The sequence below is a fragment of the Sorangium sp. So ce887 genome (genome assembly GCF_051521455.1).
In the GTDB taxonomy this organism is placed as follows: Bacteria; Myxococcota_A; Polyangia; order Polyangiales; family Polyangiaceae; genus Sorangium.
In genome coordinates this window covers 957,302-983,574 of the sequence record NZ_CP150354.1, presented here as the reverse complement: position 1 = coordinate 983,574, position 26,273 = coordinate 957,302, and the positions used below count along the sequence as shown (strand labels likewise).

At 72.2% G+C, this 26,273-nt stretch carries 22 protein-coding genes; 6 read left to right on the top strand and 16 right to left on the bottom strand.

The window, feature by feature from the left end; translation table 11 throughout:
• Positions 1-18 precede the first annotated feature (18 nt).
• Together WMF36_RS03740 and WMF36_RS03735 are read right to left on the bottom strand one after the other, a co-directional pair.
• On the bottom strand, positions 19-2,196 hold the full coding sequence (locus tag WMF36_RS03740; protein ID WP_437578215.1) for an ABC transporter permease subunit/CPBP intramembrane protease: 2,178 nt from the start codon (positions 2,194-2,196) through the stop codon (positions 19-21).
• On the bottom strand, positions 2,193-2,987 hold the full coding sequence (locus WMF36_RS03735; RefSeq protein WP_437578214.1) for an ABC transporter ATP-binding protein: 795 nt from the start codon (positions 2,985-2,987) through the stop codon (positions 2,193-2,195). The genes WMF36_RS03740 and WMF36_RS03735 overlap by 4 nt, the downstream gene beginning before the upstream one ends.
• A gap of 184 nt (positions 2,988-3,171) precedes the next feature.
• On the opposite strand from WMF36_RS03735, the gene WMF36_RS03730 reads away from it, so the two are divergent.
• From WMF36_RS03730 to WMF36_RS03720, 3 genes are all read left to right on the top strand, one after another.
• On the top strand, positions 3,172-3,417 hold the full coding sequence (locus WMF36_RS03730) for a hypothetical protein (RefSeq protein ID WP_437486565.1): 246 nt from the start codon (positions 3,172-3,174) through the stop codon (positions 3,415-3,417).
• Positions 3,418-3,479: 62 nt separating this feature from the next.
• Positions 3,480-4,307: a bifunctional hydroxymethylpyrimidine kinase/phosphomethylpyrimidine kinase gene (gene thiD, locus WMF36_RS03725; protein ID WP_437578213.1), complete on the top strand. Its 828-nt coding sequence runs from the start codon at positions 3,480-3,482 to the stop codon at positions 4,305-4,307.
• Positions 4,308-4,581: 274 nt separating this feature from the next.
• Entirely contained in the window at positions 4,582-6,267 is a 1,686-nt protein-coding gene (locus WMF36_RS03720; protein WP_437486562.1) for a protein kinase domain-containing protein, read from the top strand.
• A 167-nt stretch (positions 6,268-6,434) separates the two neighbouring features.
• On the opposite strand, the gene WMF36_RS03715 is transcribed toward WMF36_RS03720, so the two are convergent.
• The 7 genes from WMF36_RS03715 to WMF36_RS03685 all read right to left on the bottom strand — a co-directional run bounded on the left by WMF36_RS03715 (position 6,435) and on the right by WMF36_RS03685 (position 12,518).
• Positions 6,435-6,980, bottom strand: a complete 546-nt coding sequence (locus tag WMF36_RS03715; RefSeq protein WP_437578212.1) for a hypothetical protein — start codon at positions 6,978-6,980, stop codon at positions 6,435-6,437.
• 379 nt (positions 6,981-7,359) lie between these two features.
• Positions 7,360-7,944 carry a hypothetical protein gene (locus WMF36_RS03710; protein WP_437578211.1) on the bottom strand — a complete coding sequence of 195 codons (585 nt, stop codon included), beginning with the start codon at positions 7,942-7,944 and terminating at the stop codon, positions 7,360-7,362.
• Positions 7,945-8,408: 464 nt separating this feature from the next.
• Positions 8,409-9,740 (bottom strand): tolB protein, encoded by a 1,332-nt coding sequence (locus WMF36_RS03705; RefSeq protein ID WP_437578210.1) that lies wholly within the window; start codon positions 9,738-9,740, stop codon positions 8,409-8,411.
• Positions 9,731-10,591 carry a TonB C-terminal domain-containing protein gene (locus WMF36_RS03700; RefSeq protein WP_437578209.1) on the bottom strand — a complete coding sequence of 287 codons (861 nt, stop codon included), beginning with the start codon at positions 10,589-10,591 and terminating at the stop codon, positions 9,731-9,733. The genes WMF36_RS03705 and WMF36_RS03700 overlap by 10 nt, the downstream gene beginning before the upstream one ends.
• On the bottom strand, positions 10,588-11,067 hold the full coding sequence (locus WMF36_RS03695; RefSeq protein WP_437486552.1) for a biopolymer transporter ExbD: 480 nt from the start codon (positions 11,065-11,067) through the stop codon (positions 10,588-10,590). Before WMF36_RS03695 ends, WMF36_RS03700 begins: the two co-directional genes overlap by 4 nt.
• A 15-nt stretch (positions 11,068-11,082) precedes the next feature.
• Positions 11,083-11,823, bottom strand: a complete 741-nt coding sequence (locus tag WMF36_RS03690; protein WP_437578208.1) for a MotA/TolQ/ExbB proton channel family protein — start codon at positions 11,821-11,823, stop codon at positions 11,083-11,085.
• Positions 11,824-11,972: 149 nt separating this feature from the next.
• A complete protein-coding gene (locus tag WMF36_RS03685) occupies positions 11,973-12,518 on the bottom strand; it encodes an OmpA family protein (protein ID WP_437578207.1) in 546 nt (181 codons plus the stop codon).
• A 130-nt stretch (positions 12,519-12,648) separates the two neighbouring features.
• Between WMF36_RS03685 and WMF36_RS03680 the strand changes: the two genes are divergently transcribed.
• A complete protein-coding gene (locus tag WMF36_RS03680) occupies positions 12,649-15,273 on the top strand; it encodes a glycoside hydrolase family 15 protein (RefSeq protein ID WP_437578206.1) in 2,625 nt (874 codons plus the stop codon).
• Between the two features lie 30 nt (positions 15,274-15,303).
• Here the strand turns inward: WMF36_RS03680 and WMF36_RS03675 are convergent, their stop codons facing one another.
• On the bottom strand, positions 15,304-16,338 hold the full coding sequence (locus WMF36_RS03675) for a hypothetical protein (RefSeq protein WP_437578205.1): 1,035 nt from the start codon (positions 16,336-16,338) through the stop codon (positions 15,304-15,306).
• Between the two features lie 419 nt (positions 16,339-16,757).
• Here WMF36_RS03675 and WMF36_RS03670 point away from each other — a divergent pair, with 419 nt between their 5' ends.
• Entirely contained in the window at positions 16,758-17,192 is a 435-nt protein-coding gene (locus WMF36_RS03670; RefSeq protein WP_437578204.1) for a DUF6918 family protein, read from the top strand.
• Positions 17,193-17,336: 144 nt separating this feature from the next.
• On the opposite strand, the gene WMF36_RS03665 is transcribed toward WMF36_RS03670, so the two are convergent.
• From WMF36_RS03665 to WMF36_RS03655, 3 genes are all read right to left on the bottom strand, one after another.
• Entirely contained in the window at positions 17,337-18,653 is a 1,317-nt protein-coding gene (locus WMF36_RS03665) for a hypothetical protein (RefSeq protein WP_437486540.1), read from the bottom strand.
• Between the two features lie 10 nt (positions 18,654-18,663).
• A complete protein-coding gene (fusA, locus tag WMF36_RS03660) occupies positions 18,664-20,751 on the bottom strand; it encodes an elongation factor G (RefSeq protein ID WP_437578203.1) in 2,088 nt (695 codons plus the stop codon).
• A 176-nt stretch (positions 20,752-20,927) separates the two neighbouring features.
• Complete coding sequence (locus WMF36_RS03655; RefSeq protein WP_437578202.1) at positions 20,928-21,395, bottom strand: Tudor-knot domain-containing protein; 468 nt, start codon at positions 21,393-21,395, stop codon at positions 20,928-20,930.
• 160 nt (positions 21,396-21,555) lie between these two features.
• On the opposite strand from WMF36_RS03655, the gene WMF36_RS03650 reads away from it, so the two are divergent.
• A complete protein-coding gene (locus WMF36_RS03650) occupies positions 21,556-22,056 on the top strand; it encodes a YchJ family protein (protein ID WP_437578201.1) in 501 nt (166 codons plus the stop codon).
• A 45-nt stretch (positions 22,057-22,101) separates the two neighbouring features.
• Here WMF36_RS03650 and WMF36_RS03645 read toward each other — a convergent pair whose 3' ends face one another.
• From WMF36_RS03645 to WMF36_RS03635, 3 genes are read right to left on the bottom strand one after another with little or no spacing between them, the layout of a single operon-like run.
• A complete protein-coding gene (locus WMF36_RS03645; RefSeq protein WP_437578200.1) occupies positions 22,102-23,343 on the bottom strand; it encodes a patatin-like phospholipase family protein in 1,242 nt (413 codons plus the stop codon).
• The gene (locus WMF36_RS03640; RefSeq protein WP_437578199.1) at positions 23,340-24,305 is read right to left on the bottom strand and encodes a CPBP family intramembrane glutamic endopeptidase; all 966 of its coding nucleotides are present in this window, start codon (positions 24,303-24,305) and stop codon (positions 23,340-23,342) included. The genes WMF36_RS03645 and WMF36_RS03640 overlap by 4 nt, the downstream gene beginning before the upstream one ends.
• Positions 24,302-25,984 (bottom strand): L-aspartate oxidase, encoded by a 1,683-nt coding sequence (locus tag WMF36_RS03635; RefSeq protein WP_437578198.1) that lies wholly within the window; start codon positions 25,982-25,984, stop codon positions 24,302-24,304. The genes WMF36_RS03640 and WMF36_RS03635 overlap by 4 nt, the downstream gene beginning before the upstream one ends.
• Between the last annotated feature and the right edge of the window lie 289 nt (positions 25,985-26,273).

Genomic DNA, 26,273 nt, shown 5'->3' with positions numbered 1-26,273 from the left:
CGACCGCGTTCGCCAGCCTCAGTCTTCTCCCGCGCCGCCCCGAGCCGCCTCGCTTCCTCGGCGCTCGCTCGCTTCCGTCGCCGCCCCGTCTTCCGGCTCTCCCGGCACCGTCGACCGGAGCAGGAGCAGCCCGGCCACCGACACGACCGCCCCCGCGGCCGTCACGCTCCACGGCAGCACCTCTCCCTCGATGATGCCCTGCACCGACGGCGGCTTGAAATAGAGCAGCGACACCGCGAGCCCGTTGTTCAAGGCGTGCAGGAGCGCCCCGGGCAGCACCGAGCCGGTGCGGTAGCGCGCGTAGCCGAGCACCAGCCCGAGCGAGAACGTCGGCAAGAGCCGGTACACCGAGCCGTGCGCGAGCCCGAAGAGGAGCGCCGACACCCCGATCGCCACCGCGGGCCCGGCGCGGCGCAGACCGGAATAGACGAGGCCGCGGAACAGCAGCTCCTCGCAGACGGCCGGCGTCACGGCGACGAGCAGCAGCACGACAGGGTACGGCTGCCCGCCGAGCAGCACGAGCTCGCCGAGCTCGCGGGCGAAGGGCTCCGGCGCGGGGAACCACCGGAGGACGGTGCCGCCGATCGCGGCCCACGCCGACACCCCGAGGAGCAGCGCCCCGGCGAGGCCCCGGACCGAGGGCCGACGGAGGCCGAGCGTCGCCCGCGGCGAGTAGCCGAAGCCGGCGACCAGCGCGAGGGTCGGGGCGAGAAAGAAGCCGACCTGCGAGACCGCGAGCTGGACCGCCACGCTGGCGCGGGCGATGAGCAGGCTGCCATAGAAGAAGAGCACCTGGACGCCCGCGAACGCCGCCAGCGAGAACCCGGCCGACGGCGTCCCGCCGGCCCGGCGCCGGAGGCCGAGCACGGCGCGCGCCGACTCCTGGCCTCCGAGCAGCACATTCTCGCGCTCGAACACGCGCGCGGCGAAGAGGAGCGCGAGGCAGGCGTAGAGCGCCGAGGAGAGGAGCGCCGTGAAGAGGAGATCGGCCGGCGCCTCCCCCACGAACAGCGCCTTGATCAGCACCGCGATGTTGAGGACCGGGGCGTAGGCCGTCCACGGGTTGAGCTCGACCACCGGCAGGGCCGTGATGCCGGCGAGCAGCGAGAGCGGCAGGTACGCCGGCATGAGCGCGTTCTGGCCGTCCTTGAAGTCCTTCGCGAACACGGCGAGCGCGAGGAACAGCGCCGAGAACAGGAGCGTGACCGGCACGAGCAGCACGAACGCCAGCGCGAAGATCCAGGGATCGACGACCATCACGTCGGGCAGCATCCGGCTCACCGTGAGCGACAGGCTCACCACGTTGCCGAGCGCCGTGAGCAGCGAGATGACCCACACGGCCAGGAATTTGCCCGAGATGATCTCGATGGATCGCACGGGCGCGCACAGCAGCGTCTGCATCGTGCCGCGCTCCTTCTCGCCCGCCGTGAGGTCGATCGCCGGGAGGAAGCTGCCGAGGAGCGACATCAGGATCAGCATCATCGGCATCATCGAGCCGAGGATCTGGCCGACCTTGCGGCTGTCGGCCGCGACGTCGCGCGGCACGACCTCGTAGGCGATCGAGAACCCCTCGGGCAGGCCGCGCGCCGCCTCTCGCTCCGCGACGATGGCCGTGCGGGCACGCCGCAGCGCGCCCTGGAGGCGCGCCTCCGCCGTGGCCGAGTCGGCGCGGACCGAGTCGAAGTAGATCGCGACGGAGCCCTTTCCGCCGCGCCCGAGCTCGGTCCCCAGCGACGGCCACGGGACGAGCACCGCGTCGATCTTGCGCTCGCTCACCGCGGCGCGCGCCGCGGCGAGCACGGGGTTCTCCGGCTCGGTCCACCTCGGCGGCGGGTCCTCGGCCCCGGGCGCCTCCTCCTCCTCGCCCCGGGGCACCGGTCCCGCCGGCGGCGCGAGCGCCCCCGAGAGGAGCCCGTCGCGCACGGCCGGCGGCGCGCCGGCCCACGGCACGAGCTCGAGCTTGCCCGCCGAATCGAGCCGCGTTCGCAGGTTCTCGGCCAGCTCCCCCCACACCGCGATCCGCGACGAGCGCGCCTCGCGCGCCGCCGCCTCGGAGCCGATGAGCTTGCTCATCCCGAGCGCGAAGAGCGGATAGAGGAGGATCGGCACGAGGACGAGGCGCACGAGCGTGCGCCGGTCCCGGAGCGACTCGACGAGCTCCTTGCGGAGGATGGTCCAGACGATCGCGAGCCTCATCGCGCCGTCCCTCCCGGAGCGGGCGCGCCGGCGCTCCCGGGCGTATCGCGCGCCTCGCGCGGGCGGCTCCGCTCCACGTGGTGGAGGAAGGCGTCCGTCAGGTTCGTGGTGGCGGTGCGCTCGAGGAGCTCCGGCAGCGCGCCGGTGTCCGCGATGCGCCCCTCGTGCACGAGGGCGATCCGATCGCAGAGGTACTCGGCCTCGCCCATGATGTGCGTCGAGAAGAGGACGGCCCTGCCCGCGGCGCGCTCGCGCCGGATCGACTCGACGATGAAGCGGCCGCTGATGATGTCGAGCGCCGTCGTCGGCTCGTCGAGGATGAGCACCTCGGGCTCGTGGAGGAAGGCGCGCGCGATGTTGGCGCGCTGCTTCTGCCCCGCCGACAGCGTGCTGCACGGCCGCGAGGCGAACGCGTCCATCTCGAGGTCGGCCACGAGCGCGTCGATGCGGCGCGAGAGCGCTGCCTCGCCCATGCCGTACAGCCTGCCGAAGTAGCGGAGCACCTCGCGGGGCGTGAGCCGCTGGTAGAGCTGGGTGTCGCCCGAGAGAAAGCCGATCCGTTGCTTCGCCTCGAGCGGCCTCGCGGCGAGGTCGACGCCGCCGATGAGGACGCGCCCCGCGGTCGGCGACAGGATGCCGGCGAGCATCCGCAGGGTCGTCGTCTTGCCCGCGCCGTTCGGCCCGAGCAGGCCGACGACCTCGCCGGTGTGCACGGCGAGGTCGATCCCGTCCACGGCCGTGAAGTCGCCGTACCGCTTCACCAGATGCTCGGCGCGAAGTGCGGGGCGCATGGCGGCATGTCCTATTCGGTCCGCGGCGGGGCGCAAAGCGCCGGTCAGCGCGCAGGGCCGATGCGCAGGGCACGGCCCAGGCCGCGAGGCGCCTGCCCGCGCCGCCCGACCGGCTCCCTCCGGGCCTGTTCCGCGGCGCCCCCCTCGACGTCCGCCGCAGACCCCCTAGACTACCCGGAACGTCATGTCGACGAGCACGCCTTCCATGCCCTACCGCAACCGCACGACGTCCGGGCCGCTCCAGTGTCCCTGCGGACACGGCCGTGACCACTACATGGTGAGCGCGGAGGCACAATACCGCATCCTTGGGTACATCCAGCTCGCGTTCGGGATCTCGGCCCGGCCGACGAAGGTGAAGTACAGGTGCCGTCGCTGCGACACGGTGTTCTCGACGACGACGGATCCCGCGGTCCTCGACAAGCATTACTGACGTGCGGCGCGGGTGCTCGTGAACGACACATGGCCGGCCGCCCCTCGCGGCCCGGAGGCTCCATGAAAGGCCGCGTCCTCATCGTCGCCGGGTCCGACTCGGGCGGCGGCGCCGGCATCCAGGCGGACCTCAAGACGGTCACCGCGCTCGACGCGTACGGCGCGACCGCGATCACCGCGCTCACCGCCCAGAATACCCGCGGCGTCGCCGCCGTGTTCCCGGTGCCGCCCGACTTCATCGGCCGCCAGATGGAGCTCGTGCTCGACGACATCGGCGCCGACGCGATCAAGACCGGCATGCTCCACTCGGCCGAGGTCATCGCCGAGGTCGCGCGCGTCTACGAGCGCCTCGGCCGCGGCACGCCGCTCGTTGTCGACCCCGTCATGGTCGCCAAGGGGGGCGCGCGCCTGCTGGAGTCCGACGCGGAGGGCGCCCTGCGCGTCCGGCTCCTGCCGCTCGCCTCGCTGCTCACGCCGAACATCCCGGAGGCCGAGGCGCTGACCGGCACGGTGATCGACAGCGTGGACGCGATGCGCCGCGCCGCCGCGCAGCTGCTCTCCATGGGCCCGCGCGCCGTGCTGCTGAAGGGGGGCCACCTCCCCGGCGCCGCGGTCGTCGACGTCCTCCGGACCGCGCCGGAGCCCGGCGCCTCCGGGCACCCCGGGGGCGAGCAGCTGTTCGAGGACGCGCGCATCGAGACGCGCGCGACCCACGGCACCGGCTGCACGCTCGCCTCGGCCATCGCCGCCGGCCTCGCCCAGGGCCTGGCGCTCGTCCCTGCGATCGCGCGTGCGCGCCGCTACCTCCGCGAGGCGATGCGCGCCGCGCCCGGGCTCGGCCACGGCCACGGTCCGCTGAACCACGCCCACACGGCGCGGCCGTTCTCCTGAACACCGCGCGGGGCGCCGCCCTCCTGTGGACGGCGGCGCGCGCGCCGGCCCCGCCGCTGCGGCGCGCGGCAGCCTCGTGCCGCCGGCCCCGCAGCGGCGACGGCCTGCCCCCGCCCCATCCCGCGCCGAACGGGCAAGCCGCAACGCTTGTGCAACGACTCGTTGCGCCCGGGGCTCGAATGGACGACCCTGCGCGCAGTCCGTATCGACGTGCCGGCGCGTCAGCTTCGGCGCCGGCGCGGAGCTCTTCCTCACCCTTCGTGCGCCCGTGGCCGTGACCAAAGATCCCCTCCCTCCCATCGACGTCGGAACGGTCATCAACGACCGGTACGAGGTCCTGAAGAGCATCGGCAAAGGCGGCATGGGCGAGGTCTTCTTGGCCTTCGATCGCCTGACCCAGCAGCAGGTGGCGCTCAAGGTGGTGCCCGAGGCCTCCGCCATGCCGGGCGACGACGAGGCCCTGCGGCAGGAGGTGATCCTCGCGCAGAAGGCGCGTCACCCGAACGTCTGCCGCGTGCACGACCTCGCGCCGAGCACGTGGGGGCCCATCCTCGTGATGGAGTACATCCCCGGGCAGACGCTCCACAACCACATCCGCAAGCGCAAGACGTCCGGCGGGTTCAGCGCCGACGAGTTCCGCAAGATCTCGACCGACGTCTGCGCGGGGCTCGCCGCCATCCACCAGCAGGGGCTGGTGCACGGCGATCTGAAGCCCGGCAACGTGATGGTCGCCGACGATCGCGCCGTCATCCTCGACTTCGGCTTCGCGAAGGAGCGCGCCCGCGCGGCCGTGCGCAAGCCGGGTGCGCCCCCGGACGGCGGCACGCCTCATTACATGTCGCCGGAGCGGCTGCGCAGCGGCGGGGCGAGCCCCGAGGACGACGTCTACGCCGCGGCGCTGACGCTCTGGGAGATGTGGACCTGCCGCGTCCCCGAGCCCGGCTACAAGCCGCGGCTCAAGACGATGAAGCAGCAGATCACGTTCGACGTGCCCGCCGCGCTGACGAACGACGAGATCAGGCAGATCTTCCGCGGGCTGAACCCGGATCCGCAGATGCGCCCGCAGGCGCGGCACATGCGGTTCTTCAACCCGACGCAGACCACGACCGCGCCGATCCAGCTGCCGCGCGAGCGCATCGACCCCGGCCCGGCGCCCGGTCGGGCCATCAAGACGCAGTTCACCCCCGGTGCGCAGTCGCTGCTCATCACGTACGCCACGAACGCGCCCGACAGCGTCACCACGCTGTTCCCGCTGCAGAAGCCGGTGCTCTCCATCGGCCGCCGCAGCGATCAGGATCTCGTCCTGGCCGAGGCGACCGTCTCCGGGTCGCACGCGCTCCTTCGCTGGCAGACGGGCTCCTGGCTGGTCGAGGATCTGAACAGCACGAACGGCACGTACGCGGACTTCCCGTTCGAGCGCAAAGCGCAGGTCTCGCTGCTCCACGGCGCCGAGGTGCAGCTCGGCGAGTGCCGCCTCATGGTGGTCACGTTCGGACCGGACTCGCCGCACCACGACAAGGCGAAGCGCTACCTTGCGCGGCGCGACGGCCTCACGGGGCTGCTCGTGCGCGAGCACCTGATGAAGGCCATCGACGAGGACGGCTTCTTCGCCGAGTGGGCCGAGGTGCCGATGGAGATCGCGCGCTTCGAGCTCCGTGGCCAGAACGGCCTCGTGAGCCTGCGGCCGACGATCCTCGAGATGCTGGCGCTGCGCAAGGCGGCGCTTCAGGTTGTGGACCTGACCCAGACGCTGCTGCTCAGCCTGACGCCGGCCGCGGCCGGGCGCACCGGCCCGCTCACGTTCGTCGTCTCGATCGTGGGTCCCAACCTGGACGAGGCCCAGCATGTGGTCGAGCAGGTCGTCGCGCAGGTGCAGGGCACGCTCCCCGAGACGCTCGAGCTGACCGCCACGCTCGTGAAGTGCGAGCCGGGTCGCCCCGCGCGCACGCTGATCGACTGAGGGCTACGGCCGCGCCGTTGCGGCTGCCGCGCGTTGCCGCCGGCGAGCCGTCATTCAGCCGGCGCCGCCACGTGCTCGTTCGGAGCCGCCGAACCCGTCACGCAGGCGCATGACCTTTGGCGCGAGCCCTCGCTCGCCGGCAGCTCCCGCGCCGGAGCGGCGAGCGCCTACTGGGACGATCCGCTGCAGACCTCGCCCGGCGCGGCGACGTGGTCGATCACCACCTCGCCGGACAGCTTCCGGACGTCGATCTCCCCCTGCCAGATGAGCTCCGCGCTGCCCTGCGCGTCGACGACGTCCCGCAGCAGCCGCACGTAGATCTTGCGCGGGGCGACCTCGGGAATTGCCACCGCGAAGTCGAACGCGCAGACCGAATCACACCTCGGGTTCGCCGCGTCGGGCTCGTCCCTCTCGGTGATCTCGTAGATGCTGTCGATCCGGTCCACGTGCATCACACGCTGACCGCAACAGTTGAGCAGGAGCCGGCTGTCCGCGACCGTCAGGGATCCGCTCGATGGGTCGTAGCGCCAGCGCAGCACCTCGGCGCCGCAATAGCTCTCCTCCCCCTCGACGGCGAGCCTCCGCTCCGGCTCCACGAATCCGCCGGCCTCGCTCACGGTCCCCACCTGCGCAGGCTCGGTTTCCAGACACGCGCTCAGGAGAACCAGCGACCCCACCGTTGCAAGTGCCCTATAGACCGCCGCGTTCTTCATGCCCAGACTTCCTTGGTTATCTCGCCCCACTGTTAAAATACGCCCAAAATGAAGAATCAGGGCTTCAATAAGAAGGCGCGATCTGTCTCCGTGATAAATATCGCGGAGACAGCCGCTGTCTGGCGTACGTAGGAGGCGCGTGCCACCACACCCCGGAGCAGCTGCACGCACATTCGAGTGTGATCTACGCGTTTCGGGAATAAATGTCCAGGTGAAACGTGGCAGAATGCGCCCGACCCTCTGACCTTGGACGTCGTGGTCGGTCGACCTGCTCCACCATCCCACCCTCAAGGTGCGGCGCCAGACAGCCGCCTGTCATCCGTTGCCGGCCGCCCATCCCGCCGGCTCAGCGCACGGCGGGGCGACGGGGGCGCGGTGGTCACCTCGAGGCGACGGTCGTGCTGCGCCGGGGCGGCGAGCTCTGCTCATGGCAGCCGGCATCCGCGGGGGCGTCGTCGAGGACGACCGCGCCTGCGGTGACGTCCAGATCGAGGGTGCCGCTCCAGACCACGGCCGGGCTGCCCTGCTGATCGACGACGTCACGCAGCAGCTTCACGTAGATCTCGCCCCGCGGGACGTCCTGCATGCCCACGGACAGATCGAAGGCGCACTGCTCGCTGCAGCGCCCCTCGGCGTCGTCCGGCTCGTCCCGCTCGGTGACCTCGTAGAGGCTGTCGATCCTCTCGACGTGGATCGCGCGCTTCCCGCAGCAATCGAGCATCAAACGAGAATCGGCCAGCCGGAGCGTCGCCGACGGCTCGTCGTACTGCCAGCGGAGCACCTCGGCGCTGCAGTATCCCCCGTCCTCTCGCGGGGCGAGCCGGTGATCCGGGTTCCGGAACCCCCCCTGCTCGCTGATCCTCGTTTCGTGAACCGCCGCCACCGAGCTGCAGCCACCGGCGCAGAAGGACCCGACGATCGCGATGGCGGTCCAGATACGGCTCGACACCATGCTCTTCTCCATGTTCGTTTCGCTGGCTGACCAGGGCGGCCTACAGCAATTCCCGTGCAACTTTCCAGCCAACTCACCCCTGAGCAGTCCGGAGGCTAACCGCGTCCGACGCAGCGGGCCAAAGAAGCGGTGACCCCCGGCGCGGTCTCCCTTCGCTCCGCTCTCCGCGGCGACGCACGTGATCGCTCAGGAGCTAGCCACGTCAGACGGGCCTGGGCCGAAGAAGTTGTCGGACGGAGAGCCCCTGGATCCAGCCGCGACGCGGCGCCCGCTGTTCCCGCGCGCCGGATGTCCGGGCCGCACCTCCCGTGGCGCGGCGCGCGGCGTGTCGCTCGCTGGATCGTGGCGCTGGAGGCCGACCGTGCGGGACGCCTTGCCACAGCGTGTGCAGCGTCCGCACGCCGCGCCCCCGATCTGCGCAGCACCGCCGAGCTCGGGTCAGCGGGCGCCGCGCTGGGACGGCGCCCGCGAGCGGGTCAGTTCTTCGCCTCGACGGCCTTGCCGGGAGGAAGGGGATCCCAGCGCAGCGAGTCCCCGAGCAGGTTGGAGATGCGCTTGGGGCGCTGCCCGTCGACGCGCATGATGTAGAGCCCCGGGCCCTCGCCGGACGTGCGCGTGGAGAAGAAGGCCACGAGCCGCCCGTCAGGGCTGCAAGCCGGGTACCCGTTCCTGCCCTGGCTCTGGGTCAACCGCGCGAGGCCGCCGCCCGTCTCCCCCGAGACGACAAGGTCGGTGTTCTTGCCGGCCCCGACGGCATAGACCGCCTTCACCCCGTCGGGGTGGTTGCAGAACGTGGGCGCCGACGCGAAGAGCCCCTCCGGCGAGATCGCCTTGCCGCCCACGTAGATGCGCTGCCCGTACCTGCCCTCGCCGGAGAAGGCGAGCTTGCCTGTCGGCGTGAACGCCGGGTGGAGCGCCATCCCCACCTCGGACGCCGGCTTGATGCTCTGGAAGTCGGGCCCGGAGAACAGCTTGATCGTCGACCCCACCCCGATGCTGAGCGCAACCTGGGAACGATCCTTGGAGAAGGCGATCCCGTAGACCGAACCCTTCACCGGCAGCGCCAGCGGGCCGCCCGCCGGCGTGAAGATCTTGTACTCGTCGCCCTTCACGCTCGCCGCGTAGTGGAGCTGCTCGTTCTTCCCGAACACCGGGGCGATGGCGGTCTGATCGGGCGGCGAGATGGCCTTGGCGTCGTGCCCGTCGGCGTCGATCGTGAAGACGCGGCGCAGCGAGCCCGAGCCCGAGGCGAACGTCATGTGGCTGGCGAAGCCGCCGTTCTGGCCGGTGAGGGCGCCGATGAGCTGGTCGGCCACCCGGTGCGACTCGAAGCGCACGTCGTGGAGCGGCACGATGAACTTCTTGTCGAACACCGGGGCCTGCCCGCGGTTCACCAGGAACGCCTGGCCGACGAGCTCGACCTTGTCCGGGCCGACCTTCTTGCCGCGCACGCTCACGACCGCCTCGACCCCCTTCGCGGACCACGCCTTCACGTCCACCGGGCTGTCGGAGAGGTACAGACCGTCGGGCGCGGCGCTGTCGGGCAGCACCTCGAACTCGCCGCACAGCTCGAGGTCGCGCCGGACCACGCTGTGGAGCGTCACGTCCTCGGGGTCGGAGACGAGCGACGGCAGGACGCCGATCTTCGGGAGCGGGCGCGATGCGCCGGCGACGACCGTGATGTGACCGAGGATCTCGTCCGGGTTGGGGGGCGCCGTGGAGGCCGGCGCCTGCGCCGGAGCAGGGGGGGCAGCGAGCGCGGCGGCAGCGAGCGCCAGCGCGCCGAGGGCGTATTGAGCTAGTCGCATGTGGTCTCCCTACAGACGAACGTGACGCTGACCTGCTTCTGACCGAGGTCGGGATAGTTCTCGGGCGGCGGCGGCAGCGCCTGCCCCTTCGCCCCCTCGAGCGTCGCCCGCGCGGCCGCGTCGAAGATGGCATTCCCGCTCGGCGTCAGCGTGTAGCTCACCATCTGCCCGTCGGATAAAACGATCACCGCGCGCGGCTTGTGCTTCGTGAGCTCCTCCGGCGGGAGCCCCGAGCCGTTCACGCGGAACCTGCTCGAGAACCAGCCCGCGATGCGGGCCAGGTACAGGTCCACCGCGCGCGCCTTGAGGGGATCGGTCTCCGTCCCCTCGGCCACGCCGTCCTGGTGCCCCTCCTGGTCGACGTTGGCGACCTGGCCGGCGTCGGTCGTCGGATCGAGCTCGGTGTCGACCTGCTTCGCGATCTCGGCGTCGGGCGGCGGCGGCGCGGTGCCCGCGTCGGCGACCTTCACCTCCGGGGGCGGGATGTCCTCCTCGGTCTTGCCCGCGTCCGGCGACACGAACGCCTTCTGCTCGACGCGCGGCTTGGGCGTCTGGCGCACCCACCGGTCGGGCAGCTTCATCTTGTCGCGCTTGCCGCCCAGCTTGAGCAGCGGCGTGTCCATGTCGAGCACCGGGACGACCTTCACCGGGACGCTCGGCCCCTTCTCGATCTCGGCCACCGCCGCGGGCACCGTGAGGTCCGCCAGGCTGACCGCGACGGCGGCGCCCGCCTGCACGCCCATCGCCACCGCGAAGGCCAGCGCGACGTCCCGCGGGCGGAAGTCGCTCTTCGGCCGGCGCTTCCCCGGCGGCGTCATCGGCCCGGGCGCGCGCGCCGCGGCCGGGCTCAAGGCGCCGCTCCTCCAGGTGGCGGCGCGCCGCCGCCGGGCCGCGGCGCCGCGCCCTCCGGCTCGATCTCCGGCTGGACGAGGAGGTTCAGCCCCTCGACCCCGGCGGCCCGGGCGGCGGCGACGACCCGCGCCACGGCGCCGTAGCGGGCGTCCTTGTCGGCGCGGATGTAGAGCTCCTTCTCCTTCTGCACGCGCCCGTTCGACGCGAGCACGCCCTCGATGTCGGCGGTCGCGTCGTCCTCACCGAAGAGGATCTTCTCCTCCTTCGTGATGGTCACGACGAGCTTCGTGTCCTTTGTCGGCGCCTCCTCGGCAGAGACGTTGGGCAGCTCGACCCGGAGCCCTGCCGTGAGCAGCGGGGCGGTGACCATGAACACCACGAGGAGCACCAGCATCACGTCCACGAGCGGCGTGACGTTGATCTCGCTGAACCCGCCGCCCCGCCGCCTGCGCCCTCCGCCCACCGACATCGCCATGATCGGCCCCGCCCCTCAGCCCTTCGGCATCACCGGCGTGGGCCGGTCGCTCGTCCGCTGGAGCGCCAGCGGGATGGACTCCTGCACCGCGCGCGCCGAGAGCGACGCGATCTCCACCCAGCCCTCGCTCGCGGCCTCGAGCGCCGAGAGCAGGTCGTCGATGCGCTTGTTGAGCCCGTTGTAGGCGATGACAGCGGGGATCGCGGCGAACAGCCCGATCGCGGTCGCGATGAGCGCCTCGCCGATGGCCGGTGCGACGACGGGCAGCGACGCGCTCTTCTGCTGACCGATGCGGAGGAACGCATCCATGATCCCGTAGACGGTGCCGAACAGGCCGATGAACGGCGACGCCGCCGCGATCGACGAGAGCGTCGGCATGAGCGCGCTCGCCCGCTGCGTCTCGGTCACGATCGCGCGCTTCGCGATCGAGTCGAGGAGCTTGTGGGTCCCGGTGCGGCGGCTGAGCTCCAGCACGACGCGGGCGCCCGGCGCGTCCGCGTGCCGCTGCGCGAGCGCGAACAGCTGATCGGGCGAGTGGGCGTGCGCCGACTCGTGCTCGAACCGCGCCTGCTGCGCCGAGAGCCGGGTCAGCTGGAGGACCTTCAGGACGGCGATCACCCAGACGAGGATCGCCGCGAAGATCAGCAGCCAGACGACCAGGAAGACCGGACCGGAGGCGTGGAGGACCAGGGAGACGGGATCGAGCTTGATCGGGACCGCCGTCGCCGCCTCGGGCGCGCTTTGCAGGAAGGCCATATCGATCTCTTGGGGTCAGGGAATCGGCTCGTCGGGGATCCGCGCGCGCGGCCCCGTTCAGTGCAGTTTGCGACCGCGGCCCCCTCTCTCACCTGGAAGCGCGGCCGTGGCCCTCTTCACGTCGTCCAGCGCCGCGCGCGGCGCGGCGCTCAGTCCGCCAGCAGGATGTCGACCTTCCTGTCGCGCGCCCAGCCCTCTTCGTCCGCGCCGGTCGCCTCGAACTCGCCCTTCGACGAGGTCGCGACGCGGCCCTGCTCGAGGCCCTTCTTGGCCAGGTACTCCGCGACGCTGCCGGCGCGCTTCTGGCCGAGGCCCAGGTTGTACTCCGTCTCCCCGCGAGGATCGGCGTGACCGATGAGCTTCATCCCCTTGCCCTTGAGCGGGCCCGAGACGAAGCAGCGCGCCAGCGCGTCGAGCGCGCTCGCCGCCTCGCCCTCGATGGCCGTCGAGTCGAACGCGAAGCGGGCCGTCGGCAGATCGCCGCAGGCCTTGAGGATCTTGTCGTCGATGCGGATCGACCCGCTCGTCGGCTTGGCCGTGTCCTGCTTCGGGGCGGGCGCCACCGTGTTCGCCACCGGAGGGGGCGCGACGGTGCCGCCGACATTCGCCGGCGGCTGCGGATCGGAGCCGCAGCCGGCCGCGAAGGCGGCAAGGGGCGCCGAGACCACGAGGATCAACGCGGGCAGTTTTGTCATGGGCATGCCGTTACCACGCCACGGAGCGCGTTGCAGCATTTTGAGCGGCCGCCGGCGGGCCGGCGCGCCGGGAGGACAGTCATTCCTGTAAAGTGCCGCGATGCATCGCCGGTCCCTGGCAAGGGAATATTTGGGGCACCAACGATCTGCCCCGCCTCGCGCCTCCCGTAGCGCCTTCCATGCCTTCGGCGCCGCGCTCCTCTCGCTCGGCGCGGCGGCCGCGGTCGCCGCCCCCGGCGCGGCGCAGGCCGAGGTCCCGGTGCAGCGCACGTTCTTCCGGCTGCCCTCGTCGAACGGGTTCGGCGCGGTGCTCCTCGATCTGAACCAGGCGAGGCTCACCCACTTCCGCGAGCATCTGTTCGCCACCGAGGAGCCGCTCCTCGACGAGCGCGGCGAGGAGGTCTGGATCGGCAACCAGCCGCAGGCCGTGCCCACGCGCGATCTGCTCTACGACGCGTACTTCGGGCTGCGCTCGGGGGGCAGGCAGCGGTGGTTGACCGAGGTCCCCGTCGATCTCGACGCGAGCGGCTACGCCGGCTGGACCGACGGGGAGCGCGGCGGCACGGGCGTCGTCACGATGGTGCAGCGGGTCGGCAACCTCGAGTGCACGCAGCTCTTCTTCGCGCCGCAGGGCCTCGGGCAGGCGGGGTTCGTGATGGCGATGCGCGTCGAGAACCGGGGCGAGGTGCCGGCGGAGGGCGTGTCGGCCTTCTCGCTGCACAACTTTCACCTCGGCTTCGGGCGCCCGGGCGTGATGACCGACATCGGCGAGTCGGGCGAGACCGTCGCCTACGACGGGAGCGGGGGCCGACGCGACTTTCTCGAGCGCGCCTTCGCCGGCGTGGTCGTCGCGCGCGCGCTCGAGCCGGCCGCGCGCCACGGCGCGTCGAGCGCGGGCAGCCCGGCGGACCTCGACGTCTACCGGATCGTCGCGGAGGGCGCCGTCGCCGATCTGCCGGACCTCGACGGCGCCGCGCCCACCGCGGACGGCTCCGTGAGCGCGTTCCAGTGGGACCTCGGCAGCATCGGTCCCGGCGAGGCGCGGTGGGTCGGCGTGGCGTTCGCGCATCACGGCGACCCCTCGGGCGCGGCCGACCCGCTCGTGCAGGGCGCCCTCGACGCGTACCTCGGCGCGAAGGGCGCGGCGGAGGTGGTCGCGGACGAGATCGCCGCGTACCGCGCGTTCCAGGGCTCGCTGAAGGTGCCGCCCACGGCGACGCCCGGGGAGACGGCGTTGCTCCGGCAGTCGGCCGTGATGCTCCGGATGGCGCAGTCCCGCGAGAGCCACGCCTTCCTGCGCGAGCACCTGACGCGCGACGCCGAGCCGCGCGCCACGCGCTTCGGCACGACGCTCGGTGGCGAGCCCGCCGCGCTGCCGGCGACCATCGCCCACCGCGGCCGCGGCGCCGTCCTCGCGAGCCTCCCGCCGGGCGAGTGGACGGTCGCCTGGATCCGCGACGGCGCCTACGCCACCGTGGCCATGGCGGTCCTCGGCATGGAGGCCGAGGCGCGCGACGCGCTGAGCTACTACCTGGACGCGGAGGCGGGGCGCTTCCAGCGCTGGAACGAGCTCGCGTCGTACGACATGCCGCCGTACCAGATCAGCCTGGTGCGCTACCACGGCTTCGGGGTCGAGGAGACCGACTTCAACGATTTCGGCCCGAACCTCGAGTTCGACGGGTTCGGCCTGTTCCTCTGGGCGCTGCGCCGTTACGAGGAGCTCACCGGCGACACGGCCTTCGTGGACGAGCGCTGGGCCACCGCGTCGTCGAAGGTCGCGGACGCGCTCGTCGCGCTCATCGACCCGGACACCGGCCTCGTCCGGAAGGACTCGTCGATCTGGGAGACCCACTGGAACGGGCGCGAGCGCTCGTTCGCGTACACGAGCATCACCGCGGCGCGCGGCCTGTGCGACGCGGCGGAGATCGCGGAGCGGCGCGGCGAGGCGCAGCGGGCCGCGGGGTACCGCGACGCCGCGAACCGGCTGCGCGACGCGATCGCCGCGCGGCTCACGGACGCCTCGGGCGCGCTGGCCGCGAGCCTGGAGGAGCTCGAGTCGGGCGCGGGCTACTGGGACGCGGCGGTGCTCGAGGGGATCGCGATGGGCCTGTTCGATCCGCGGGGCCGCATCGCCGCCGCCACGCTCGTCGGGCTCGACGAGCACCTGCTCGTCCCCGCGGGCGCCGGGTGGTCCCGGAACGACGATCGCTTCGATCACGCCGGCGCGAACGACCTGAGCCCCTGGGGCAGCGAGTACGACAGCGCCGAGTGGGTCGTGACCGATCTGCGCGGCGCTGTCGCCGCGCGGCTCATGGGGGACGAGGCGCGCTCGGACCGGCTGCTCCGCTGGGTGCTCGATCAGTCAGCCGCGAACTACCTCGCGATCGCCGAGACCTACGACGAGGCGAGCGGCGCCTACAAGTTCAACGCGCCCATGGTGGGGTTCGGCGCGGGCGTCTACGCGCTCGCGCTCGCGGCGCGCGACGGGCGGGTCGTCGGGCCGGCCTGCGGCGCGTACTTCGACGAGAGCGCCACGGGCGGCACCGGCGCAGGGGGCGGCCCCTCGAGCGGCAGCGCCGGCTCCGGCGGGGCGGGCGTCGGTGGCGCAGTTGGAGGCGCAGACGGCATCCAGGACGACGCCGGCTGCGGCTGCCGACTCGCGACGGCGGAGGGCGCGGCGCGCTGGCCGCTGCTCGCGGCGGCCGTGGCCGCGGCCGGCCTCGGGCGACGGCGGCGCGGGAGAGCGCGGCGCTGACGCTCGCCGGGCGCGCGCCGCGCTCGCGGGCTACTTCTCGCCGGTGTCCTCCTGCCGCTCTGCCTGCGCGGCGGCGGGAGACGGGGTGCCGGCGACCGCGGCGGCCATCGCATCGGTGAGCGACACCGGCGGCGCGGGCCGCGGCGCCTCCTCGGACGCGGGCGGCGGCGCAGGCGGGTGCGCAGGCCGAGCGCGGGCCCCCGACGCGGAGGCCGCGCGCGCGCCTGCCGCGGCGAGGGCGCGGACGCCTGCGCTGGAGGCCGTGCGGGCGCCTGCACCGGTGGCCGCGCGCGCCCCCGCCTCGACCGCGGCGGCCGGCTTCGGCGCCGCGCCGGGTTCGGCAGCATCCGCCTCGCCCTCGCCAGCCCCAGGTGTCTGCGCCTCGCGCCCGCGGGGCGCCGTGTTCGGGTATCCGGGCGCCTCGTCCGGCGCGCTCACCTCGCGCGCGATCTCCCCTGCCCGGGAGACGCCGCGCTGCGCGGTGGGGGGCAGCAGGACGTCCCCCGGGGCGCTGGACCTCGGGCCGGCGACCAGCGCGAGCCCGGCGGCGATCGCCAGAGCGCCGGCCGCCGACGCCATGAGCGCGCGCACGCGGGCCCGGTGCCGCGCCCGCGAGGGCGCCGCGACCGGCACGAGCGCGTCGTAGACCCGCAGCACATCGGTCACGCTCGGCGGCGCATCGACCGCGACCGGCATCGCCGCCGCGACCGGCGTCGCCGCCGCGACCCGGCCCGTCGCCGGCGCAGCCGAGCTCCCCGCAGGCGCAACCGCCGCCGTCCTCGGGGCGGGAGGGTTCGCGAGGAACGACTTCAGCGCGAGCGATCGGAGATCCATCATCGTCGGGTCGTCGTCGTCCCGCGGCACCGGGGGCGCGCTCGACCGCCGGAGCGGAGGAGGAGGCCGGCTCGAGCGCCCCCCGGCGCCCGCCGCCGGCAGCCCGGCCGTGCCCCTTCCCTGCGCGCGGAGCATCGTGCCGCCGCAGACGCGGCACTCGGGCGCGGCCCCGCCCCGCGCGCCGCCGGAAACCGTGGTGACGAGTCCGCAGACTTCGCAGTAGACGTCCATGAGCCCCCCGCAGGCCTCGCACCATGACGGCGGCGAGTGCCCGCTACGCCGAACCTGTGATCTAACTTACATCTCGAGTATGGCGTGCTCGGGCCGGGCGTGCATGCGGTCTCCCCGCGAATCGGACGCGAATCGAACGGGAAGCGAACGGGAAGCGGACGGAAATCGAGCGCTGGACGCGCGATGTGCGGCCATCCTGGACGGTCAAGGAGGAGCAAAAACCGTCCTGGACCGAAGGGTTTTCGGGTGGGCGCTTGCGATGCCTGCCTCTGAGCTGCTGTGGTAAGAGCGGCGCTTCGATGTGGTCGGGAGCGGGCCGGGGTCCGCTCCCGACGTGGTCGGGGCTCCCTGCCGGGGGTCACGCTGACATGGGTCAGGGGGCCTCGTCCGGTCCCCGAAGCGCCCGGAGGAGTTCGAGAATGGGTCTCAGCGAAACGCTGCTCGATGCGAACAAGAAATCACGGGTCATCGCCGACTGTTGCACGCTGGTCGACGAGGAGGTGGCTTCGAAGGGCGGGCTCTCCGGCCTGGCGGTCAAGGCCGGCTACGCGGCCGTGAAGGGCATCAAGCCCGGCTTCATCGCCCAGGTGGTCGAGAAGCTCTTGCCCGAGTTCGCCAAGAAGCTCGATCCCCTCTGGGTCGAGGCTGCGGGCAGCGGCAATGCGAGCTCGTACCTGACCACGAACCGCTCGCGGGTCGCCGACGCGCTCCTCAGCGTCACCGACGAGAAGGCGAAGACCTCGACGAGCGGCGTGGTGCGCGGCACCTACGAGAAGCTGCGCGGCTCGGCGAAGAAGAACGTCGAAGACGCCGTCCCCCGCCTCGCCCAGCTGATCCAGAAGCACGCGTCCTGAGCGGCCCGGCGCCCCAGGCCCGCGCGCCCACGCCGGCCTGGGGCGCGCGGCGCCCGCACCGGCCCGCTGCGCTCCGCAGCGCGGCCGGTGCGCCTCACGTCGACGAGAGGTGTCGTGGAGACGGGAGGCGCTCCGCGCGCCGGCTCAGCCGGGCTCGCCGAAGCTCCGCGCGAAGAGATCGCGGATGGCCTCGCGGCCGGCGTCGTTGAGATCCTGGGTGCCGATGCCGGCGAAGTTCTCGCTGATGATGCTCGGCTGCCGCGCCATCTCCCAGGCCGAGCCGCTCCAGCGGAACCAGCCGCGCTTCTCCTGATCGTAGACGAACAGCGGCTTCTTCCAGAGGCGCGCGAGCTCCGCGCCCCAGCCGGTGCCGCCGCGCACCGTGCCGTCGTCCTGGAGCGTCCCCACGACGAAGACCTGGCTGGCCGCGTTGATCTGGTGCCAGATCGTCTGGAGGATGTTGCGCACGAGCGGGATCTCGCTCAGCACGCGGCCGAGGCGCCGCGACACGTAGACGAGGCTGAAGTCGCCCTTGCGCAGCTCGTCGTCCCCGAGCACGACCACGCCCCGCTGGCGCTCGAGGAGCCGGTGGCCCTCGAAGCTGTAGTTCAGCTCCTGCACCCCGTACCGCTCGGCGCAGGCGCCGAACTCGGCCTCGGCCCCCTTGGCTCCGCCCGAGTGCAGGCGGAACTGCCGTGGGTCCTTCGGCCGCTCCGACGGGGGGCGCACGTCCTCGTCGATGACCCGCATCGAGTGCGGATCGAGGCGCAGGTGGAGCTCGGCGAGGTCCTTGTTGCCGTGGTCCTTCAGCAGCCGCAGGCGAACGACGTCGCGCTCCGGCTGCAGGTAGACGACCACGCTGAGGTGGCGCTCGACCTTCTCGAGCGCGGCCGGCAGCTTGCCCGGGGGGATCGACTCCTCGACCTGCGCCGCGATCCAGATCTCGGCGGAGCGCTCCTTGGCGAGGCGGCCGAGCGCCTCCATCGCCTGCTCCGACGCGATCGCCACGTCGAAGCCGTCGACGATGATCACGTCGGGCTCGAAGTGGGCGACGCCGCGCGCGAACGCCACCGTCTCGAGCATCTTCTCGACCCACAGCCGCGCCGCCTCTTCGGTCGCGTCGGGCGGCGCCTTCACATGGCCGAGGTGCGAGTAGATCTGCCGGTGCCGCTCGACCTCGAGCCGGACGGCCTCCGGCTCCTGGAGCCGCATCGACTGCGCGAGATCGTGGAAAATCTCGTCGTAGTACGCGCGGACGTGGTCGACCGCGTTCTCGTGCGAGATGTGCAGGACCCTGCGATCCCGGAGCAGATCGTCGAGCGCGATCTGCACGAGCAACGCCGTCTTGCCCACGCCGGGCCGAGCGACGATGACGCCGACGTTGCCGCGACCCAGCCCGCCGTGCATCGACCCCTCGAAGACCCGCATGGGGCTCCGCTCGTTCACCTCTTTGCGGTACATGCCGACCCCCTCACTTCGCCTTCTTGGCCAGCTCTTCCCGGTACTTCTTGATGAGCTCCTCCGCGAGAGCCGCCGGAAGGGGAGCATAGCGCGAGAACTCCATCGTGAACTCGGCTTTGCCCTGGGTGGCAGAACGAAGGATGGTCGAGAAGCCGAACATATCGGCAAGCGGCACCTCCGCCTCGACGCGGCAGAAGCCGTCCGCCTCGGTCGAACCGATGATGATGCCGCGACGCTGCATGAGGATGCCGACGATGCCGCCCTGGTACTCGCCCGGGCCCTCGACGGCGACCTTCATCAGCGGCTCCAGGATCTGCGGGCCGGCCTTGGGGTACGTCTCGCGCCAGGCGCCGCGCGCGGCCTCCTGGAAGGCGATGTCGGACGAGTCGACCGAGTGGGACGCGCCGTCGTTCAGCGTGACCGACACGCCCGTGACCGGCGCGCCGATGAGCTGCCCCTTGGCGAGCATCGACACGAAGCCCTTCTCGACCGCCGCGATGAACTCGCGCGGGATCGCGCCGCCGACGACCTCGTCCTCGAACCGGAACGGCGCCTCCGTCCACGGCTCCATGAAGCCGCCGACCTTGCCGTACTGGCCAGAGCCGCCGGTCTGCTTCTTGTGCGTGTAGTTGTAGTCCACGCGGCGCGTGATCGTCTCGCGGTAGGCGACGCGCGGCGGGCTCGTGACGACCTCGGCCGCGTACTCGCGCTTCATGCGCTCGATGTAGACGTCCAGGTGGAGCTCGCCCATGCCCTGGATGATCGTCTCGCCGCTCTCCGGATCCGCCCCGACGCGGAAGGTCGGGTCCTCCTTGGTGAAGCGGCGCAGCGCCTTCGACATGTTCGCCTGGGCCTTGTTGTCCTTGGGCGTCACCGTCAGCGAGATGACCGGGTCGGGCACGTGCATCGACGTCATCGCGACGGCCAGGCCGCCCTCGGTGAACGTGTCGCCGGAGTTGCAGTCGATGCCGAAGATCGCGACGATGTCGCCCGCGCTCGCGCCGTCGATGTCCTCCATCTCGTCCGAGTGCATGCGGACGAGCCGGCCGACCTTGTGGCGCTTGCCCGTGCGGGTGTTCGTGACCTCTTTCCCGCGGCTCAGGGTGCCCTGGTAGATGCGGATGTACGTGAGCTGGCCGAAGCGGCCATCCTCGAGCTTGAACGCGAGCATGACGAGCTGCGCTTCCGGGTCGCTCGACAGCGTGACCTCGGCCTCGTCCTTGTCGAGATCCACCGCCTTGTTGCTGATGTCGGCGGGCGTCGGGAGGTAGCGGGTCACGCCGTCGAGCAGGACCTGCACCGCCTTGTTCTTGTACGCCGACCCCATCATCATCGGGACGATCTGGAGCTTCACGGTCGCGTCGCGGATCGCCTTGTAGAGGAGCTCCTCGGTCACGCGCTCCTCGAGGATCGCCTCGGTGAGCTCGTCGGAGTACATCGAGAGCGCGTCGAGCATCTCCTCGCGCGTCGCCTTCACCTCGTCGGCCATCTCCGCCGGGATCTCGCCGGTGACGATCGTCTCGCCGTTCTGCCCCTCGAACCGGTAGGACTTCATCGCGACGAGGTCGACGACCCCCTCGAACTTGTCCTCGAGCCCGATCGGCAGCTGCAGGAGGACCGGGTTCAGGTTGAGCTTCTCGCGCAGCTGCGTGCGGACCCGCAGCGGGTTCGCGCCGGCGCGGTCGCACTTGTTCACGAACGCGATGCGCGGGACGCCGTAGCGGCGCATCTGGCGGTCGACGGTGAGCGACTGGCTCTGCACGCCGGCGACGGCGCAGAGGACCAGGATCGCCCCGTCGAGCACGCGCATCGCGCGCTCGACCTCGATCGTGAAGTCCACGTGGCCGGGCGTGTCGATCACGTTGATCTGGTGCCCGTTCCAGAAGCAGTGCGTGGCCGCGGACTGGATGGTGATCCCGCGCTCGCGCTCGAGATCCATCGAGTCCATCTTCGCGCCGACGCCGTCCTTGCCCTTGACGTCGTGGATGGCGTGGATCCGCTTGGTGTAGAAGAGGATGCGCTCGGTCAGCGTCGTCTTGCCCGAATCGATGTGGGCGCTGATCCCGATATTGCGCAGCTTGGACAGATCGCTGATCACAGAAGGCTCCCCGCCGCGCACCCGTGAGGGCGTGCCCGTGGAGGGCGTGCGGCACGCAATGAACCTCAGCCGGGCGTGCGCACTCTTGCGAGCGCCCAGTCAGAAATTCGGCGCGGCTCTTAAATCGGCCCCATCCCCAGCGCCAGGGGGAAAATGATTCTTCGCGATCATTTCAACTACTTGGCCTGGATCCTGGAAAGTCCGACGGTCTCGTCCCACTCCGAACCGTAGCCATCGTAGTGGATGCGGTAGCGCTCCTGCCCCACGATGCCGGTGACGACCGCCGGGTACATCTGCCCGTGCCACTCGACGCGCACCCTGTCGCCGATCTTGTAAAGGTTGGTCTGCGAGGCCTGCAGCCCCTTGCTCCGGACCTTCGGCGGCGGCGGGGGGTTGACAACGTCGCCCTCGACGAGGCCGCGGATCCGTTCACGAGGTACAGTTTCATCCCAGATGTCATCGTACCCCTGGTAGTGGACCTTGAACTTCGTCGGACCCAGGACCTCGATGACCTTGGCGGGGTAGTCGTTTCCTTCCCACGTCACGAGGACATCGTCACCGATGGCATATTGGCGCTTGCAGCCCCCCAGAACCAGGGCAAGGGCCAGGAGGAGGGCCGCAGCGTGAGCGCGCGCTGCGGGCATACGTCTGGCCCCGCCTTACCGTCCTCCCCGGCGCCCCGCAAGGGGCTTCGTGCCGGGGTGGCCCCGGGTCCGCCGGGGGGCGGTGCCGCGCTGTGCTGCGCCTCGCCTCGCCTCGCGCCGGGCGCTGCAGCGCGGCACGAACCCGTGTAGAGAACGCCCCATGACCCGAGATGTTCGTCCTGGCACGGGCACCCTGTCCCGCCCGTGCCCGTGCGGCTCGGGGCGCTCGTACCGCGAGTGCTGCGCCCCCTGCCATCTGGGTGATCGCGAGGCGCCCGACGCCGTGGCGCTGATGCGATCGCGGTACGCCGCGTTCGCGGTCGGAGACGCCGCCTACCTCTGGCGGACGCTGCACATGGGCCACATCCACCGAGCGCGCGACAGGGACGAGGCGCTCCGCGAGCTCAAGGCGACGACCCACCACCACCGGTACCGCGGCCTGAAGATCCTCGACAGCCTGCAGAGCGGCGACTCCGCGTCGGTGCTGTTCCTCGCCAAGATCTTCGAGGCGGGCGCGGACCGTTCGTTCATCGAGCTCTCCGACTTCCTCCACGACGGCGAGGGCTGGCGCTACCTCCACGGCGTGGCCGTCCCCCGGGCCCGCATCAGCGTCCCGCCCGACGAGCTGACGATCGCCCGGTTCTCGGCGCTGGTCGGCTGACCGCGCCCTCGCCGGCCGAGGGCGCGGTCAGCCGGCAGCTGCGCCTCAGCCGGATGCCGCGCCGGAAGCGCGGGCCTCGTGCCACCCCATCGCCTCGACCGCGGCGCGGTTCTTCTCCATCCACAGCGTGATGCGCTCGCGCGTCGTCCGGTAGGCGTACTCCAGGATGGCGCGCCGCGCGCGCAGGTTGGCCGGGTTGTGGAGGAACAGGAGCGCGTCGTTCCGCGCGGGCTCGAGCACGAGGACCTGCATGTTCCCCTCGGCGCGCGTCCGACCCACCGCCTGGTGGAGCCGCGCGTGCGCGCCGATCCGCATCGCCTGGTTGAAGACCCAGAGCAGGCCCTTGTCGCGCACGCTCTCGCGCACGCCATGCCCGGTCGGGACCGGGCGGTGCGCGGTGGAGACCGGCACGAGCGGGCTCACGACGATCGTGAGCTCCGCGCCGGCGGCCTGCGCGAGATCGAGGTGCGCCACGTGGCCGAGCCCGCCGTCGAGGTAGTGCCGCTGGTCGATGCGCACCGGCGAGAAGAACAGCGGGAGCGCGAGCGACGCCGCGCAGGCGAGCGACACGGGGACGTCGTCGAACCCCTCGGCGCCGAAGATCACGCGCTCGCCCGAGTCGAGGTCGTACGTCGGGATGCGCAGCGTCCGGGGCATCGCGCGGAACGAGTTCGGGATGCCGCGCCGCAGGAAGAACTCGGCGAGGAACCGCTCGTAGCGATCGAGCTGGAACAGGCCCGCGGGGAGCGAGTCGTTGAAGCGATCGAGCTGCTCGAACAGGTACTGCTGCGCCGGCGCGTTCGGGGTCGCGTCGCCCCGGGTCGAGAGCCGGACGATCGCGTGGCGGAGCGCGACCAGGCTGGTGGTGAGCGCGCGCCGCCACTCGCTGACGTCGAGGTGGAGCAGGTGGCTGCGCTCCAGCGGGAAGAAATTGTCGACCGGATCGAGCAGGGCGCGGTAGAGCCGCTCGATCGGGATGCCGCCGGCGAGGGCAGCGGCCACCGCGGCGCCGCTGCCGTGCCCCAGGTAGAGCGAGAAGCTCTGGTTGTCGATCCCCTCGACCCCGTCCTCGAGCGCCGCGAGCGCCCCGATCTGGTAGAGCGCGCCCGTCAGGCCGCCCCCCGGCAGACAGAGGCTGACGCGCGCCCCCCTCGCCTCGCGGCGAGGGGCCGCGCGGCCCTCGCCGTTTGCTTCCACGGTCTCGGGGGCGCGGCCTTCGCCGTCGCCCGCTGCGATCTGCGCGGGTCGGCTCGCGCCGCCGCCTTGACTCTCGACAGCCGGCATCATCGGAGGTCCTCTTCCCTCGCGCGGGCTGCCCCCTCGGCGCGGTTGCCGAGGGCGCAGGCGAGCGCGGTCAACACAAGCGCGCAGGCGGAGCTCACCGCCACGAGCCAACCCGGGATCGACGCGGTCTCCGGCAGCGCCGCGCCCGCGGCGGCGGGCACCTCGTCGACAGGGCCCGCGCCCCCGGCGGAGAGGAGCGCGAAGCACTGGATCGCGTTGTAGACCCCGTGCATCACGACGGGCGGCAAGAGCGAGCCGCTCGCGACCCGGACGACGCCGAGGGCCACGCCGAAGATCGCGATCGGCAGGAGCTTCTGCCACTCGCCGTGGGCCGCCGCGAAGAGCGCGGCCGTGGTCGCGACCACGAGCGGGGCGCCGTGCTGCCAGCGCAGGGGGCGGGCGAGCGCCCCGCGGAAGAAGGCCTCCTCCAGCGCAGGGCCGAGCGCGATGAAGATGAGGCCGAACGCGACCCGATCGAGCGCGCTCGCCTCGACGAAGGCCTGGACGAGCCGGGCGTCGCTGAGGCCCGACGGCCAGCGCCGCTCGATCGCCTCGTAGAGGGCGGCGACGGGCCCCGCGAGCGCGAGGCCGAGCGCGGCCGCGAGCGGATAGAACGCCGCGTGCGTCCTGCGCACCCCGAGGAGCTCGCGGACCGGCGCGCGCGGCGCGTGGACGCGGCGCACGCCGAGGAGTCCGAGCAGGTACGCCGCGGCCTGGCACGCGAAGCTGCCGACGACGTCGAGCTTCGTCGCCGGCTGGAGCGAGCTGACCGCGTCGCCCGGCGAAAGCGCCGGCCGGAGCAGGGCGAGCACGCCGAGCAGGCACAGGAAGACGAAGGTGACGGCCGCCGTCCAGCCGGCCGCCGCGAGGACCGACATCGGTCGCTCCCCGCTGCCGCGCCGGGCGAGCGGGGCCGGCGCTCCGTCGCTGGGCGGAGGCCCGGCGGTGCCGCGCAGATCGCTCATCGACCTCGCAGATGAGGCAGGACACCCCGCTTCACGACCGTGTCCGTGCCGAGGCGAGCGTCCGGCTCCGGGTAGTCGATGGTCGTGTGCAGCCCCCGGCTCTCGTGCCGGGCGGCGGCGCAGCCGACGATGAGCTCGGCCACGGTGGCGATGTTGCGCAGCTCGAGCAGATCCCGGGTGACCAGGTGCTTCCAGTAGTACTCGCGGATCTCCTCCTGGAGCAGGGAGATCCGCCGGGCGGCGCGCCGGAGGCGGGCGTCGGACCGGACGATGCCGACGTAGTTCCACATGGTCCGGCGCATCTCGTCCCAGTTGTGGGCGACGACGACCTCCTCGTCGCTCGCGACCGCGTTGCCGGCCTGCCACTCGGGCACCTCGGGGAACGGGCTCTGCCGGAGCTCGTCGATCTGCGTCGAGAGGCGCGCGGCGGCGCGGTGGCCGAAGACGAGCCCCTCGAGCAGCGAGTTCGAGGCGAGGCGGTTCGCGCCGTGGAGCCCGGTGCACGTGCACTCGCCGATCGCCCAGAGGCCGGGGATCGTCGTCCTGCCGTAGAGGTCGGTGGTGACGCCGCCGCACATGTAGTGGGCGGCCGGGACGACGGGGATCGGCTGCGCGGTGATGTCGATGCCGTAGCGGAGGCACTGCGCGTGGATCGTCGGGAAGTGCTCGCGGACGAAGCTGGCCGGCCGGTGGGTGATGTCGAGCAGCACGTAGTCCGAGCCGGTCCGCTTCATCTCGAAGTCGATGGCCCGGGCCACGATGTCGCGCGGCGCGAGGTCCTTCCGCGGATCGTGGCTCGCCATGAAGGCCGTGCCGTCCGGCAGCCGGAGGATGGCGCCCTCGCCGCGCAGCGCCTCGCTGACGAGGAAGCTCTTCGCTTCCGGGTGGAACAGGCACGTCGGGTGGAACTGGTAGAACTCCATGTTCGCGATCTCGGCGCCGGCGCGGTAGGCCATGGCGACGCCGTCGCCCGTCGCGACGTCGGGGTTCGTCGTGTAGAGGTAGACCTTGCCTGCGCCGCCGGTGGCGAGCACGGTCGCCCGCGCGAGGTAGGTCTCGACGACGTGCGGCTTCGAGGCCGGTCGGTGCCGGGGCGCGGGCCGGTCCGAGTCGCGCGGCCGCGGCGGCACGGGGTTCAGCGCGGCGTCGGTCTCGTCGAGCACGTAGGCGCCGGCGCAGACGTCCGGCCCGCCGAAGCGGGAGAGCAGGATCAGGTCGATGGCCGTGTGGTGCTCGGCGAAGCGGATGTTCGGGTTCTGCCGGGCCTGCTCGAGGAGGGCGCGCTCGATCTCGAGGCCGGTGGCGTCGGCGGCGTGCACGATCCGCCGCGCGGAGTGCCCTCCCTCGCGCCCGAGGCGCACCTGGCCGTTCTCGTGGTCGAACTGGGCGCCCCGCGCGATGAGCTCGCGCACCCGCTCCGGGCCTTCCCGCGCGCAGATCTCGACGACCACGTCGTGACAGAGGCCCGCGCCTGCCTCGAGCGTGTCAGCGATGTGCGCCTCGGGGGAGTCGTCCGGCGCGAAGACCGCGGCGATCCCTCCCTGAGCGTATTTCGTGTTGGACTCGTCACGCGCCCGCTTGGTGATGATGATCACCTCGCCGTGCTCGGCCGCCTCGAGCGCAAAGGTAAGTCCCGCAACACCGCTGCCGATGACGAGAAAATCGGTGGTTATCGCCACGGCCCGGAGGGTAGCAGGAGCGGGGCGTGTGAAGGTAGGCCGTGGTGCGCGTCCTGCACGCGACGGCGCTGCGGCCGGGCCGGGCGGGCGCCGCGCCGAGGGAGCCGCGCCGACGGAGCCGCGTCGAGGGAGCCGCGTCGAGGGAGCCGCGTCGAGGCGAGCGCCGGCGTATGCCGGCGAGGCCGGCGGTGTGGGCCGGCGGTGTGGGCCGGCGCGAGGCCGGCGCGAGGCCGGCGGCGTGAACCGGCGCGGGGCTGCACAGCGGCCAGTGCTGCAGCGCATGCGACAG

Bases quoted from the DNA above. Each gene is read 5' to 3' on its own strand.
- WMF36_RS03685 (WP_437578207.1), bottom strand. From the start codon at position 12,518: ATGACAAAACTGCCCGCGTTGATCCTCGTGGTCTCGGCGCCCCTTGCC.
- WMF36_RS03670 (WP_437578204.1), top strand. From the start codon at position 16,758: ATGGGTCTCAGCGAAACGCTGCTCGATGCGAACAAGAAATCACGGGTC.
- WMF36_RS03640 (WP_437578199.1), bottom strand. From the start codon at position 24,305: ATGAGCGATCTGCGCGGCACCGCCGGGCCTCCGCCCAGCGACGGAGCG.
- thiD (WP_437578213.1), top strand. From the start codon at position 3,480: ATGAAAGGCCGCGTCCTCATCGTCGCCGGGTCCGACTCGGGCGGCGGC.
- WMF36_RS03740 (WP_437578215.1), bottom strand. From the start codon at position 2,196: ATGAGGCTCGCGATCGTCTGGACCATCCTCCGCAAGGAGCTCGTCGAG.
- WMF36_RS03665 (WP_437486540.1), bottom strand. From the start codon at position 18,653: ATGTACCGCAAAGAGGTGAACGAGCGGAGCCCCATGCGGGTCTTCGAG.
- WMF36_RS03730 (WP_437486565.1), top strand. From the start codon at position 3,172: ATGTCGACGAGCACGCCTTCCATGCCCTACCGCAACCGCACGACGTCC.
- WMF36_RS03735 (WP_437578214.1), bottom strand. From the start codon at position 2,987: ATGCGCCCCGCACTTCGCGCCGAGCATCTGGTGAAGCGGTACGGCGAC.
- WMF36_RS03695 (WP_437486552.1), bottom strand. From the start codon at position 11,067: ATGGCGATGTCGGTGGGCGGAGGGCGCAGGCGGCGGGGCGGCGGGTTC.
- WMF36_RS03645 (WP_437578200.1), bottom strand. From the start codon at position 23,343: ATGATGCCGGCTGTCGAGAGTCAAGGCGGCGGCGCGAGCCGACCCGCG.
- WMF36_RS03705 (WP_437578210.1), bottom strand. From the start codon at position 9,740: ATGCGACTAGCTCAATACGCCCTCGGCGCGCTGGCGCTCGCTGCCGCC.
- WMF36_RS03715 (WP_437578212.1), bottom strand. From the start codon at position 6,980: ATGAAGAACGCGGCGGTCTATAGGGCACTTGCAACGGTGGGGTCGCTG.
- WMF36_RS03655 (WP_437578202.1), bottom strand. From the start codon at position 21,395: ATGCCCGCAGCGCGCGCTCACGCTGCGGCCCTCCTCCTGGCCCTTGCC.
- WMF36_RS03650 (WP_437578201.1), top strand. From the start codon at position 21,556: ATGACCCGAGATGTTCGTCCTGGCACGGGCACCCTGTCCCGCCCGTGC.
- WMF36_RS03675 (WP_437578205.1), bottom strand. From the start codon at position 16,338: ATGGACGTCTACTGCGAAGTCTGCGGACTCGTCACCACGGTTTCCGGC.
- WMF36_RS03710 (WP_437578211.1), bottom strand. From the start codon at position 7,944: ATGGAGAAGAGCATGGTGTCGAGCCGTATCTGGACCGCCATCGCGATC.
- WMF36_RS03690 (WP_437578208.1), bottom strand. From the start codon at position 11,823: ATGGCCTTCCTGCAAAGCGCGCCCGAGGCGGCGACGGCGGTCCCGATC.